The organism is Sorangium sp. So ce363, from assembly GCF_051520435.1.
GTDB classification, from domain to species: Bacteria; Myxococcota_A; Polyangia; order Polyangiales; family Polyangiaceae; genus Sorangium; species Sorangium cellulosum_B.
This window is the reverse complement of record NZ_CP150333.1, coordinates 1,401,338-1,414,506: the sequence shown is the minus strand read 5'-3', so window position 1 is coordinate 1,414,506 and position 13,169 is coordinate 1,401,338. Positions and strand designations below refer to the sequence as shown.

The window sequence follows — 13,169 nt, the reverse complement described above, 5'->3', positions numbered from 1 at the left end:
TCCCTAGAAGCGCGCGTCGGCCTCGATCTGGGCCCAGCGCTCGCGGAACCACGCCACGGTGCGCGCGAGCCCATCGCGCAGGCCCGTCTGCGCCTCGAAGCCGAGGACGCGACGGGCCTTGTCGGTGGACGCGACCCGACGGCGCTGCGTATCCCACGCCCGGCGCTCGACGAACCGGACGCCGGCACGGTTGCCCGTCAACTCGTTGATGGCTCTCGCGACGTCGAGGATGGCGATCTCCTCGCCAGAAGCCAGGTTGAACGCCTCACCCGAGGCGGACGCCGCGGTGCCCGCGCGGAGAAATCCATCGACGATGTCACCCACGTAGGTGAACGAGCGGGTCTCCTCTCCCGTCCCGGTGATCGGCAGCGGCTCGCCTCGCAGGGCCCAGTAGACGAAGTTGGGGATCACATTGCGGTATCGGCCAGGGACCTCGCCCGGACCATACGAGTTGAAGGGGCGGACCCGCACGGTGCTCAGCCCTTCGTGGCCGGCCGGATGACCGCAAAAGTAATTGCAATAGAGCTCGCCGAGCAGCTTGGTGGCCTGGTAAGGCGTGTGGACATCGAGCGCGAGGTGCTCCTCGTGGACGGGCCGCGGCGGGTCGCTGCCGTAGGGCGCGCACCCGGACGAGGCGAAGACGACGCGCTGCGCCCCGCTGCGCCGCGCGTGCTGCAGCACCCGCAATGTGCCGAGGCCGTTGACCTCGAGATCGCGCTCCGGGTTGTCCACCGAGTTCTGGTTCGCGAACAGCGCGGCGAGGTGGAAGACGTGCGATGGCTGCTCCCGGAACACCGCCGCGAGCAAGCCGTCATCAACGACGCTCCCCTCCACGAAGCGCACGTTGCGCCGCGCCGGGACGCCCCAGCGGGAGGAGGAGGAGAGGTCGTCCACCACGATCACCTCCGCGCCCGCGTCGGCCAGGGCCGCCGTGAGCGAGCCGCCGATCGCGCCCGCCCCACCGGTCACGATGATCCGCCGGTCCTTGTAACCCTGCATGGTGCCCACCGCTGTGCCTGTCGTCTCGCCCATGGAACGATGCTCACCGCAATGCCCCGGTGCATTGCGTCCTTAGATCCCCCCAGCCTCGCGCCGGTGCCCGAGGGCGCCGGCGTCCTCACGACGATGCTTCACCCGCTGCGCGCGCGAAGATCTCCTCATAACGACGCACGAGCGGCTCGCGCGTGAACCAGCGAAGGAAATAGAGCCGGCCGGCCTCCCCCATCGCGCGCCGCGCCTCCGGCGTCATGCCGTGAAACCGCCGCACGGCGTCCGCGAGCGCCGCCGGGTCCTCGGGCTCGCAGGCGAGCCCCGCCCCGCTGCTCCGCACCAGATCCGCTGGATCCCCGCCCGCCGCGACGAGCACCGGCCTGGCCGCGGCCATGTAGGCCGGGATCTTCGAGGGAATCGTGATCTCGAAGCGCGGATCGCGCCGGAGGTGCGCGAGCACCACATCGGCCAGCGCGAAGAAATGCGGCATGCGCTCATGGGGTTGCTGGCCGATGAAGACGACGTTCGAGAGGGCCCGCGCCGCAGCTTCGCCCCGGAGCCTGAGCGCGTCGTTCCCGTCCCCGACCATCACGAACCGCACGTCGGGGAGGTCGCGCAGCCGATCGGCCGCGTCGAGCACGCTGGAGAGGGCCTGGGCAGAGCCCATGTTGCCGGCAAAGAGGACGACGAACCGCCCTGACAACCCGTGCTCCGCTGCGAGCTGCGGGTCGGGCTCCACCGGCCTGTAGATCCGATCGTCGGCCCAGTTCGGGATCAGGTGCACCTTGTCTGTGGAGACGCCTCTGCGGGAGAGCTCGCGCTCGAGCCCCGGGCTGATGACGGTGATCGCCGCAGCGCGCCGGAAGAGGGCGCGGTTCACGCGATCGACGCCAGCGAATACAAGCCTGTTGTCGAGCATGCCCGAGGCCGCCGCGGTCTCGGGCCACAGATCCTGGACCTCATAGACCCACGGTATCCGGCGGAGCGCGGCGAGCCAGGAGGCGGCGATGGCGTGGCTCGGTGGGGGGTTATGGACCCAGGCGACGTCCGCCGGCCCGGAGAGGGCGGCCCCGAGCAGCGCGGTCGAGGCAGCGAAGCTCGCGTAGTTGAGCGTCCGCCGCACGCGCGATCGGCTGTGATCAGGGTAGCTCGGGAGGCGTATCACCCTGGTGCCGCTCGCGTGCTCCACGTCCCAGAGGCGCTGTCGGTACCCTGGATAGGTGCGGCCATGCGGGTAGTTCGGGAACGCGGTCACCACCGTCACCTGGTGCCCGCGCTCGGCCAGCGCCTCCGCGAGCAGATGGGGGCGCGCGATCGGCTCTGGGTGATACCACTGCGACAGGAGGAGAATCTTCACTCACCGCACTTCGATGCACCGGCGCTCGCGGGCATTCACCTGATGCACGGTGGGCGGCGCCGAGTTATCGCCGCCGGGTCCGACGGCCGGCGCCCGCCTCGATGGGACGGGCGACCATCACGCCTCGACAGCATCACGAGGGGCGGGGGGCGTCACGGTGATGTCGCTGGCGCCGCGGGTCGCGCCAGGCGGCTGCGACTCGCCCGCCGGGAGCGGCTCGAGCAGCACTGCGAAGATGCACCCCCGGCGGAGCCGCCGCCGCGTCAGTACTCGACGTCCTGCTTGAAGATGAGCTCCGAGGACGGCGACCCGGGATTGGCGGTCTTCTCGAGGCTGATGACGAGCTCGAACCGGGTGAGCGGCACGCTCACGTCCTTGAGCTTGCCGGTGCGGGCATCGGGGTCGAAGGTGAGCGCGCCGATCCGCTGCCAGGGCGAGTCGCTGTCCGGGCGCGCCCAGACGACGTAGGCGGTGCCGCTCGAGTCGAGGCGATCGGGCGGCGGGAGGTCCTTCGCGTTGATGTCGAGGCGGGTCATGGCCGCGTCGAAGTTGACGTCGGCGATGATCACGGCGTCCGCGCCCGGCGCCTTCCCCATGCCCTGCGGCGTGTAGCGCAGCGGGCCGCCGCAGCCCGCCATCAGCGCGCACGCAAACGCCACGACAGCGAGCCGCAGCACCCTGGAAACATGTCCTCTCATCTCGGTAGCTCCTCCTTCGTCTCTCTGCTGCGGGCGAAGACGCCTCGCGAGCCGCCAGCACCGGCCGGCGGCCGAAACAACCGCGGCATCATAGCCGCTTTCGGCCACGCCGACGGCGCTCGACGCAGCAGGAGGCGGCCTGGCCCGCCGGACGTGCTCGACGCGCCGGAAACCCCGCCGCCTCGCGCGCCCGGCCGGCGAGGCGCCGTCCGCGAGCGCAGCTCACGCCCCCGGCGTCGGGGAACGGAGCGGATCGGACGGATCGCGTGGCGGAGCGCCGCCCATAGACTAAAGTCTCGAAATCGAGATGGATTTGGCACACACACGGCTCGGAGCTCGGGGCGATCGCTGGTCGACCGGGCGGGGAGTCCTCGATGTTCGAACGCCGGCGTCCGACGTCGTGACGAGGCGCCTCGAGGGGTACGCGTCGCTCGATCTCATCGAGCCGGCGATCAGGCACCTGGAGACCCTCGTCGAGGCGGGCGTGCACCCGGTCGTGTTCGACGATTTCGAGCTCGGCACCGGCTATGACAGCGACGTCCGGGCCAGGCTCACGGCGTGGCACCTGCGGAACCCCGGCAAGCTGAAGGAGGTCCATATCCTCGTGCGGCCGGGGCTCGTCGCCATGGGCGTCACGGTCGCCAACCTCGCCACGGGCGGCCGCTTCAACGTGTACACCGACCGCTCCGCGTTCGAATGGGCGCTCGCGGGCGTGCTGACGACGAGGATCACGGCGGGGCCCGCCTCGTCGGTTCGCGCGCCGTCCCTGCGCTGACGAGCGCCCCCGGCGGCGCGCACGCGGCTCGCGCACGCGGCTCGCGCGCCGCCGACCCGAGCTCAGGGGTGCTGCACGGCCCCGTTCGCCGGAGCATCCCTGGCGCCGAGCGTGATCTCGCTCATTCGCTCCGGGTGCTTTCCTTCGATACCCTCGTAGAGACGGCGGATCGCCGCCATGTCGGCCTCGATGTCGCCCGTCGGGTGGAACACGTGGAGGATCCCGCCCCGCTTGCGGGGGAAGTCGAGGTATCCGAGGAGGATCGGGACGCCGGCGCCGAGCGCGACGTAGTAGAAGCCCGTCTTCCAGCGCTTCGTGCGCGAGCGCGTGCCCTCGGGCGCGATGATCAGGATGAGCTCGTCGCGCTCCTTCAGCACGTCGACCACGGCCGCGACGAGGTTGTTCCGGTCGCGGCGGTCGACGGGGACGCCGCCGAGCCACTTGAAGAAGAAGCCGAACGGCGGCTCGAAGAGCGTGTGCTTGCCGAGCCAGGAGAACTCGAGGTCGAGCACGTAGCTGACCGCGAGCGTGAACGGGAAATCCCAGTTCGAGGTGTGGGGCGCCGCGATGATCACCGCCTTCGACGGGAGCTCCGTCATGCCCTCCACGCGCCAGCCGAACACGGACAACCAGGTGCGGCCGACGAACCGGCGAACGGCGCGGCGCGCGGCGGAAAAACGTGGAGCGGGTGCGTTCGGCATGGAGGACCTCGACGGTAAGCAGCCGGAGGTTCGTCGCTGCCCGGGTGGAAGTCACGTCACCTTTCCGTCATCCCGCGCTCGATCAGCGCCGCTCGATCAACGCCGCTCGATCAACGACGCTCGATCAACGCCGTTCAATTCCGTGCGGCTTGCCCTCGCCGTAGCCCGCCAGCGTCTGCACCCCGATGACGGCCTTGTCGTGGAGCTCGTCGAGGTTCGCCGCGCCGGCGTAGGTGCACGCCGACTGCACGCCGGTGATCATCTCGATCAGGATGGCGCCGACGCTCTCGCGCCCCTCGTGGATGTAGATGCGCGACGTCGAGATGCCCTCGCGGAAAAAGGCCTTCTTGGCGCGCTCGAACGCGTCGAGGTCCGCGGTGCGCTCGCTGACCGCGCGGGCGCTCGCCATGCCGTAGTTCTCCTTGTAGAGCAGCCCGTCGCGGTCCTCCATGACGTCGCCCGGGCTCTCGTACGTGCCGGCGAGCGTCGTCCCGACCATGACGCGCGAGGCGCCGGCGGCGAGGTAGAGCGCCACGTCGCGCGGGTGACGGACGCCGCCGTCGGCCCAGACGCGCTTGCCGTGGCGGCGCGCCTCGCGGGCGCACGCGAGCACCGAGGAGAACGTCGGGCGGCCGGCGCCGGTCTGCATGCGCGTCGTGCACATCGCGCCGGGGCCGACGTTCACCTTCACGATGCCGGCGCCCGCCTCGATGAGAGCCCGCGTGCCCTCCGCCGTGCAGACGTTGCCGGCCACGAGCGGGACGGCGTCGCCGACGGCGCCCCGCACGGCGCGGATCGCCTCGATCATCCGGCGCTGGTGGCCGTGCGCGGTGTCGAGCACGATCGCAGAGACGCCGATCTCGAGCAGGCGCGCGGCGCTCTGGGCCGCCTGCGCGGAGATCCCGATCGCCGCCGCGACCATGAGCTCGCCGCCGCCGTCGAGCGTCGGCTTGAGCAGCTCGAGCCGCACGGCGTCGTCGCGCGTCAGCACGCCGTGGAGCCGCCCGTCCCCGTCGAGCACGGGGACCGCCTTCACGCGGGCGTCTTCCATCAGCAGGAAGGCCGTCCGGTTCGGCGTGCCGGCCGGGATGGTGATGAGGCGCGGCGACATGAGCGCGGACGCGGGCGTGTACTGATCCCGGTCGCGCAGGTCGGCGTGGGTGACGATGCCGATCGGCCGCCGCTCGTCGTCGACCACGACCACCATGTCGTGCGATCGCTTGCGGATGATGCCGTGCACGTCGCGGAGCGTCGCCCGCGGGGAGACCGAGAGGGGCGTGTCGTAGCGCGGGTCGGCGCGCTTGATGTGGCGGACGATGCGCTCGACCGTGTCGAGATCCATGTCCTGCGGGAGCACGCCGAGGCCGCCGAAGCGGGCCATCGTCTCCGCCATCCGCTTGCCGGTGACCGCGTTCATGTTCGCCGAGACGATCGGGTGCGAGCCGCCAGGGAAGTCCGCCGGGCGCAGGTCGGTCTCGAGGCGGGAGCCGCCGGCGAAGTACCCGGGGGTCAGGAACACGTCTTCGAGCGCGAGCTCCAGGCTCTCGTCATGCTCGGGGTGGAGAAAGCGCATGCACAGCTCCGAGGAAGGGGGATGGCGCCGTGAAGGCGGCGCGGCGCGCGCCAGTCTAGTGCCTGACGGCAGGGCGGGGTCGGCGCTGGTTGCGCGACGGCCCCCTCCCCGCCGGGCTACCATGTTCAAGCAGGCTGGCGGGCGCTACGCGCGGTCGCGTCGGTGATGACGCGGTCCAGTATCGCGGCGACGCTGGCCGCGGCCGCCTCGGACGACAGCTCCGCGGGCGGAGGCGCCGGGACCGGCAGCGCGCCCGTCTCCCGGAAGCGCGCGAGGTGGCGCGCGAGCGCGGCGGCGATGCCGTCCGCGTCGTCCGGCGCGACGCGCGCGTTGTCGCTCCGGTACGAGAGGAGCTCTTCGACCTCGCGGTTCGCGGTCACGCTGACGACGGGCATCCCCGACGCGGCGTAGTCGTAGGTCTTGGCCGAGACGCGCAGCACGACGTGGGGGCTGAGCATCGCGAGCAGCACGTGCGCCCGCCTGAGCTCGCCGAGCACGTCGCGCTGCGGGACCGGGGGGAGCGCCTCGATGTACGGCGTGAGCCCCATGCGCTCGAAGCAGGCGCGATCGTGGTCGGACATCCGGCCGATCTGCCGGAGGACGACGTCCTCGGGCGCGAGCCGCTCGCGGTCGATGAACCGCCGCAGCGCGGCGCCTATCTGGTCCGCCGAGGCCTCCTCGCGGATCGTGCCGAGGTGGAGCACGACGAAGCGGCGGGGCGGCTCCGGCACGGGCGGCGGCGCGTACAGCGCGAGATCGAAGTGGTTGCGCACGAACGAGGACTTCGACGAGAGCTCGGGGAAGCGCGCGCGGTAGGCCTCGAGCGCGGCCCGCGTGTTGAAGATCACGTGGTCGGCGCTCTCGAGCCAGCGACGCTCCAGGCGCGGGACGATGGCGCGCCGGGCCCGCTCGGCCAGGCCGGACGGCGGCCCGCTCCCCGTCTCGTGCAGCGAGTACGGGTCGCGCATATCGAGGACGAGCGGCACGCCGAGCGTCCGCTTCACGTGGAGGCCGACCGGGCAGGCCGAGTACGGCCCGGCGCTCACCACGACGGCCCGCGCGCCGGTGCGGCGGGCCAGGGCCACGGCCGCGCGCGCCCCGCGCGGCGCGTGCGCGATCCAGCGGTCGGTGATCGCCTGGAACGGGCGGAGCCCGACGAGCGGCCCCGCGCGCCCCGCGGGGAGCGGCGCCCGCGCGCGGAGGGCGCGCAGCGCGGCGCCCGCGGCGAGGACGGCCGGATCGAGGTACTCGTCGAAGACCTCGACCTCGGGCGGCAGCGCGGCGAGCAACCCGTCGTCGCGCGGATCCTCGGGAAAGGTCCCCGACAGGACGGCGACGCGGAAGCCGTGGCGCGGCAGGTGCCGCGCGAGCTTCACCCAGCGGAAGGCGCCGACGCTCGTCTGGGGCGCGAAGGCGGGGGAGATCAGCAGGAAGGGGCGCACGATCGATCCTCTCGCGTCCTCTCGCGTCCTCTCGCGGGCAAGCTGGCGTCCACGACGTCAGCCCTCGCCGCGCACGCCGCGCTCGAGCAGGTCCGCGTAGAGCGCGAACAGCGCTTCGAAGTGCTCGTCGCTCGTGGGCAGCCGCTCCCCCGCGGCCCGCGCCGCCGCGACGCGCTCCTCCCGCGGGCGCGCGAGCACCCGCTCGATCGCGGCGGCCACCTCGCCCGGCGAGGCGCGCGGCGCGTACACCTCGGCGGCGCCGGGCTGCACGAAATCCAGCGCGGCGCCGGCGGCCGGGACGACGAGCGGCAGGCCCGAGCACAGCGCCTCGCCCAGCACGAAGCCGAACGTCTCGGCGGCGCCGCCGTGGACGAAGACGTCGGCGCTGGCGTGCAGCGCGGCGTAGGTGGCGCGGTCCTTGGCGAAGCCGAGGAAGGTCACCTGCGGCAGGGCGGCCGCGCGGCGCTCGAGCCGCGCCCGCTCGGGCCCGTCGCCCAGCACCGCGAGGGCGACCGGGCGCCGCGCCGCGAGCTCCCGCACGGCGTCGATCACGAGCGCGACCCGCTTCTCGACGGCCAGCCGGCACGCGACGAGGAGCAGCGCGGCCGAGGGCTCGTCCGCGAACCGGCCGAGCAGGCCGCGGCGCAGCGCCGCGTCCGCGCGGGAGGGGTCGAAGTCGCCGCGCTTCACGCCGAAGGTGACGCGGTGGACGCGCTCGCAGCCGTGGCTGCGGAGCTGCTCCGCGATGAACGCCCCGGGGGCGATCGTCGCGTCGAACCGCCGCGACAGCGCGCGCGGCCAGGCGAACAGCGCGCCCTCGAGCGCCCGGGCGACCGCGCGCGGGCGCACCCGGTCGAGCAGCGGCGCCGCGTAGGTGCTGATCTGATCCGAGTGGTACACGAGCGTGCGGAGCGGGACCTCGCGGGCGCTCGCCGCGACGAGCGCGGCCGTGTACGGCGCGCTCGCCTGCACCACGTCCGGCGCCTCGCGGCGGATGATCGCCCGCGCCGCGCCGAGCCGGAGGAGCGCGTGGTAGGTCGGGTCGTACGGCATCGGCGGGCCGGCCACCCGCACGATGCGGCCCCCCTCGAGCGGCACCACCTCGTCGCGCGGCCCGGGCGCCACGACGACGATCTCGTGGCCGCGCCGGCTCCCCTGGCGCACGAGCTCCTCCAGGTACGACCGCACGCCGCCCCCGCGGGACGAGAAGAACTCCGCGACGTCGAGGATCTTCACGAATGGTTGCTCCCGCGCAGGAGGAGGCCGCCCTTCCACGAGCGCCGCATCCGCGCCGAGCGGTTCATGACGTGGAGCAGCGCCGGGAGGAACAGGAGCGCGCACGCGACGCACGCCAACTCGCCGCTGACCGCGACCCAGCCGAACGAGTTCAGCGCCTGGTTGTCGGCGAAGACGAGCGACCCGTAGCCCAGCACGGTCGTGTAGCTGCAGAGGGCCACGGGGCCGGCCGAGCGCTTGAGCGCGAGCGACACGTCGCCGCCGAGCAGCCGCGCGCGATCGAAGACGTTGAAGGGGTACTCGCAGCCGATGCCGAACGTGATCGGGAGCGCGATGAAGTTCAGGAAGTTGATCTTGACGTCGAGCGCCGCCATGGCGGTGGCCGTCGCGAGCACGCCGAGCACGAGGGCCAGGAGGACCGCGAGCGCGCCCGCGATGCTGCCCGTCGCGAGCACCACGACGGCCGTGACCGCGAGGAGCGAGGCCGCCGTCGCGAGCGGACCGTCGCGCTCCATCGACCGGATCATCTCGGCGAAGACCGTCGGCCTGCTCGCCGTGACGACGTGGGTCCCGTCAGGGAGGACCACGTTGCCGGTCGTGTCGGCCATCCGCAGGAGGTTCCTGCCGTTCGAGAACGAGACGTTGTTCTTGTACTTCACGTAGAACACCGTCCCCACGACGCCGTTGTTCTCCTCGAACCTGCGGCGGATGAGGTCGGGCAGGTCCTTCGGGCCGATGACGCGAAGGGTCTCCGGCGGCTTCATGCTGAGGACGCGCTCGCGTTCCTCGGGGCTCAGCGCTTTCAGCACCCGCGGGGTCAGCCGGTCCCGGATGCGCTCCAGGATCTCGATCTTCCGCTGCTGCTCCTCGGCCGTGCCGGGGAGGGCGTCGGCGATCGTCGCGACGTCGGCCACGAGCTGGCCCTGCGGATCCTTCGCGTCGTTCGCCAGGATCTGCGCCTTGATGGCCGGCACCTGCTCGGGGGTGTCCGCGAGCATCATCGCGCCGGCGACGTTCATCTTCCCGCCGAAGACCTCGGACGCCTTCAGCGACCAGCTCCCCGCGCCCTTCTCCCGCGAGCTCTTCGAGCCGAGGCGCGCGAAGTTGTACTCCCAGGGATCCCGGATGTACGCGGGGAGCTTCCACGCCGCGAGCGCGACGATGACCGGCGCGACCGCGAGGAACGCGAGCGGCCACCGCGACGTCACGCGCGCGAGCGCCCGCGCGCCGGGCCCCGCGGTGCCCTCGTCCGAGACGCGCGGCGCCGGATCGCGCAGCCAGCGCGGGAGCCTCGCCTGGATGCGCTCGATCGCGACGAGCGTCGCGGGCACGAGCGGCACGATGGACGCCCACACCATGAACATCCCGACGAAGCCGATCGTGCCGAACTGGCTGAACCCGCGGAAGTGCGTGATCGTGAGCGATCCGTAGGCGATCGCCGCCACGCTCGCCCCGACGAGCTCGGCGCGGAACGCGTTGATGACCGCCTCGCGCCGCGCCTCGTCTGCGGGCATGCCGCGCGCGCGGAAGTCGCGGTACCTCGACAGGAGCACGATCGGGTAATTGACCCCGTTGCCGACGATGATCGCCCCGAGGAAGGCGCCGACCGTGTTGACGTAGCCGTAGGTCAGGGTCGCGAACGCGTACCCCGCGCTGGCGCCGAGGGCCGTGGGGAGCAGGATCACCACGAGCGACCAGGGCGAGCGGTAGTAGATCATCACGCCGCCGACGATCAGCACGAGCGCGATGGCGGTGGCCCACACCGCCTCGCTCACGAGCGACTTCTGCTCGGCGATGGCGTTCGGGATGTCGCCCGCGTACCCGACCTGCATGGCCGGGTGGAACGCCGCAGGATCGAGGCGCGAGACGAGCGCGGTCACCTGGTCGAGGAGCTCCGCCGCGCGGCGATCGCCCATCCCGGCGCTGCGCGAGACGATGCGGAGCGCGACCATGCGCCCGTCGGGCGTGGCGAAGTAGCCGCTCGGGAACTCGTCGATCTTCTTCAGGCGCCGCTGGAGCTCCTGCCAGGTCTCGTCGAGCGACAGCCCCTTCTGGGCCGGCGCCGGCGTCCCCGCCGCGCCCGCGTCACCGCCGGGCGCCCCGGAAGCCTCCAGATCCTCGATGAGGCCGCTCCGCAGCGCGAGCTCCAGCTCGATCGCCTCGTCCGCCGCCTCGAGCTCGCGGACGCTCGCGTAGAGCCACTTGTTCGCGTCGAAGAAGCTGCGGACCTCCTTCGTGCCGGACTCCACGTAGCGGATGAGCGCCGGCGGCCCGCACGCCGCCCGGCAGGCGTCGTCGCCGCACGCCGCGGCGCAGGCCGCGCGCTTCCGGAGCGGCTCGTTCAGCTGCTCCGCGAGCGCGTCGATGAACCGCTCGTTCGCGCCGCGATCCGGCGACTCGGCGATGACGATGAGCTGCGCTCCACCGTCCACGCGCTGGGCCTGACGCTCGTAGGCCTGGAACGCCGGGCTGTCGCTCGGCAAGAGCTCGCGGAGCTCCGTGCGCAGCTCGAGCCGCGACGCGTACCCCCATAGCCCTGCCATGGAGAGGAGGGCGAGCGCGATGACGAGCCAGGGACGGCGCCCGCTGATATCGACGAGCGCACCGATCATCCTGAGGAGCATTCGAAGGACACCTCGAAACCGGGAACACCTCGAAGCGGCCGCGTGCGGGCCGGCTTCGGGCCGGTCTTACCACGCGCGCTAGGCGCAGAACGACGGCTGGATCCCCTTGGGCCGCGGCGCCGCCGCGGGGCGCAGGTGGCCGAACGCGAAGAGGCCGCCGGTGAAGCCCATCCAGGTGCGGAAGTGCCGGAAAGTCTCCAGCCACTGGAGCGCCTTCGGCCCGTCGACGAGCGGGCGCAGGTTGGATTGCCTCGCGTGCTCGCGCGCGTGCGCGAACGCGTTCGCGAGCATGCGCTGCACGACGAGGGGCGAGGACCGCTCGCGCGCCCGCTGCGCGGCCGCGTTTCCGAGCCGCGCGGCGGCGAGCGGGTCGCGCGTGAGCGCGAGCACGGCCTTGCCGAACGCGGCGTTCGCGCTCTCCTCGGCGATCGGCCCGCGGCCCGGGTCGATCAGCAGGCCGTTGTGGCCGCTCTGGATCTGCGAGCTCACGCCCATGCCGTCGGCGAACGCGACCGTCGGGGAGCCGCACCAGAGCGCCTCGCTGAGCACGTTTCCGAACGTCTCGCTCAGCGAGGCGTGCAGGAAGAGGTTCGCGTGCCGGTAGTAGTCCGAGATCTGGCTGTACGGCACCTCGCCCGTGAAGATGACCCGGCGCGCGACGCCCAGCTCACGCGCGAGCGCCGCGTACGCCACGCTGTCCGGCCCGTCGCCGACGAGCGTGAGCGTCGCCTGCGGCTCGTGCGGGGCGATGTGCTCGGCGAAGATGCGGATCAGCCGGTGCTGCGACTTCTCCCGGGTGTGGCGGCCCGCGCAGACGAGGCGGGGGCCGCGCGGGTCGAGCCCGCGCTCCTCGAGCAGCTGCACGTAGGGGTCGGGGCCGAGCGGGCGCTCGAACACGTCCTCGGGGACCATCCGCGGGATGACGTGGATGGGCACCGTCACGCCCCGTTCGCGCCAGTAATCGCGCAGGCCCTCGCTCAGCACGACGAGGCCGTCTCCCTGGTTGTACAGGTCCACGAAGAGCCGCTCCATCGGCGCGCGGAGCGTCTTGTGGAGCACCGTGTGGACCGCGCCGATCCGGGAGACCCGCTCCGGCAGGAGCACGTCGTACGCGGCCGCGAGGTGCGTCGTGTTCACGCAGAGCAGCGGGATGCCGCGCATCTTGCGCAGCCAGATGCCGAACTCGACGAGCAGGGTCGTGGTCTGCGCAAAGCAGATGTCAAAATCCCACCGCATCGGATCGAGCACCGAGGATCCCACGGGGATGGGCAGGTGCACCCCCGGGTAGGTGCGCAGCGGCAGGCTGGGCAAGGCGACGGTGCCGGGAGGGACCTCGTCGGCCGAGGCATCCGGATCCCGAGGTCCGATCAGTGTTGCCTGGTGACCACAGGTGTTGAGCGCGCGATACAGGGCCCGCGTCTGGAAGACCGCGCCATTCGCGTAAGGAATGCGCGTGAAATCGCTGAGGATGGCGACCTTGAGCGGCCGCCCGTTGGCGCCGGAGAGGGCAGCGAAGGGATTCTCTGGAATGGCCGCTTGCACCCTGACGGAGGAGAGCCCTCCCCGCGCGGGTCCCGTCGACGGCGTGGGACGCGCCGGCGCGATCGCCTCGTGCGGCGCGCGATCGCTCCGGTGGTCGCTGAGCGGCAGAATTGCATCCATCGTCATCTTCGTTGCTCCTGGAGAAGCGGCGCGAACCGTGGTCGATGACCGACCGAGGCGCGCAGCGTGACGGGCGGTAGGGCGCTCGTGTCGCGCCCGCGACAGCCGTGT

The 13,169-nt window shown here is 72.3% G+C and carries 10 protein-coding genes; 1 reads left to right on the top strand and 9 read right to left on the bottom strand.

Translation table 11 applies throughout. The annotated features are described in order from the left end of the window. Positions 1 to 3: 3 nt before the first annotated feature. From WMF12_RS05325 to WMF12_RS05315, 3 genes are all read right to left on the bottom strand, one after another. Positions 4 to 1,032: an NAD-dependent epimerase/dehydratase family protein gene (locus WMF12_RS05325; RefSeq protein WP_437867473.1), complete on the bottom strand. Its 1,029-nt coding sequence runs from the start codon at positions 1,030 to 1,032 to the stop codon at positions 4 to 6. Between the two features lie 85 nt (positions 1,033 to 1,117). After that, positions 1,118 to 2,347 carry a glycosyltransferase family 4 protein gene (locus WMF12_RS05320; protein WP_437867464.1) on the bottom strand — a complete coding sequence of 410 codons (1,230 nt, stop codon included), beginning with the start codon at positions 2,345 to 2,347 and terminating at the stop codon, positions 1,118 to 1,120. 263 nt (positions 2,348 to 2,610) lie between these two features. Then, a complete protein-coding gene (locus WMF12_RS05315; protein WP_437550047.1) occupies positions 2,611 to 3,045 on the bottom strand; it encodes a hypothetical protein in 435 nt (144 codons plus the stop codon). 307 nt (positions 3,046 to 3,352) lie between these two features. Between WMF12_RS05315 and WMF12_RS05310 the strand changes: the two genes are divergently transcribed. After that, positions 3,353 to 3,820 (top strand): hypothetical protein, encoded by a 468-nt coding sequence (locus tag WMF12_RS05310; RefSeq protein ID WP_437867452.1) that lies wholly within the window; start codon positions 3,353 to 3,355, stop codon positions 3,818 to 3,820. 62 nt (positions 3,821 to 3,882) lie between these two features. On the opposite strand, the gene WMF12_RS05305 is transcribed toward WMF12_RS05310, so the two are convergent. The 6 genes from WMF12_RS05305 to WMF12_RS05280 form a co-directional block, all read right to left on the bottom strand. Next, positions 3,883 to 4,521 (bottom strand): lysophospholipid acyltransferase family protein, encoded by a 639-nt coding sequence (locus tag WMF12_RS05305; protein WP_437867449.1) that lies wholly within the window; start codon positions 4,519 to 4,521, stop codon positions 3,883 to 3,885. A gap of 124 nt (positions 4,522 to 4,645) precedes the next feature. After that, complete coding sequence (locus WMF12_RS05300) at positions 4,646 to 6,094, bottom strand: GuaB1 family IMP dehydrogenase-related protein (RefSeq protein WP_437744523.1); 1,449 nt, start codon at positions 6,092 to 6,094, stop codon at positions 4,646 to 4,648. Between the two features lie 125 nt (positions 6,095 to 6,219). Further along, complete coding sequence (locus WMF12_RS05295) at positions 6,220 to 7,536, bottom strand: glycosyltransferase (protein WP_437867441.1); 1,317 nt, start codon at positions 7,534 to 7,536, stop codon at positions 6,220 to 6,222. Positions 7,537 to 7,593: 57 nt separating this feature from the next. Then, positions 7,594 to 8,772, bottom strand: coding sequence for a glycosyltransferase family 4 protein (locus WMF12_RS05290; protein ID WP_437867433.1), 1,179 nt, complete (start codon positions 8,770 to 8,772; stop codon positions 7,594 to 7,596). Further along, the gene (locus WMF12_RS05285) at positions 8,769 to 11,396 is read right to left on the bottom strand and encodes an MMPL family transporter (RefSeq protein ID WP_437867423.1); all 2,628 of its coding nucleotides are present in this window, start codon (positions 11,394 to 11,396) and stop codon (positions 8,769 to 8,771) included. The genes WMF12_RS05290 and WMF12_RS05285 overlap by 4 nt, the downstream gene beginning before the upstream one ends. A 78-nt stretch (positions 11,397 to 11,474) precedes the next feature. Further along, positions 11,475 to 13,064, bottom strand: coding sequence for a glycosyltransferase (locus WMF12_RS05280; RefSeq protein WP_437867415.1), 1,590 nt, complete (start codon positions 13,062 to 13,064; stop codon positions 11,475 to 11,477). Positions 13,065 to 13,169: the final 105 nt, after the last annotated feature.

What these genes read in the sequence shown, in the direction of transcription:
- WMF12_RS05300 (WP_437744523.1), bottom strand. Translation starts at nt 6,094, where the DNA reads ATGCGCTTTCTCCACCCCGAGCATGACGAGAGCCTGGAGCTCGCGCTC.
- WMF12_RS05285 (WP_437867423.1), bottom strand. Translation starts at nt 11,396, where the DNA reads ATGCTCCTCAGGATGATCGGTGCGCTCGTCGATATCAGCGGGCGCCGT.
- WMF12_RS05325 (WP_437867473.1), bottom strand. Translation starts at nt 1,032, where the DNA reads ATGGGCGAGACGACAGGCACAGCGGTGGGCACCATGCAGGGTTACAAG.
- WMF12_RS05315 (WP_437550047.1), bottom strand. Translation starts at nt 3,045, where the DNA reads ATGAGAGGACATGTTTCCAGGGTGCTGCGGCTCGCTGTCGTGGCGTTT.
- WMF12_RS05280 (WP_437867415.1), bottom strand. Translation starts at nt 13,064, where the DNA reads ATGACGATGGATGCAATTCTGCCGCTCAGCGACCACCGGAGCGATCGC.
- WMF12_RS05305 (WP_437867449.1), bottom strand. Translation starts at nt 4,521, where the DNA reads ATGCCGAACGCACCCGCTCCACGTTTTTCCGCCGCGCGCCGCGCCGTT.
- WMF12_RS05310 (WP_437867452.1), top strand. Translation starts at nt 3,353, where the DNA reads ATGGATTTGGCACACACACGGCTCGGAGCTCGGGGCGATCGCTGGTCG.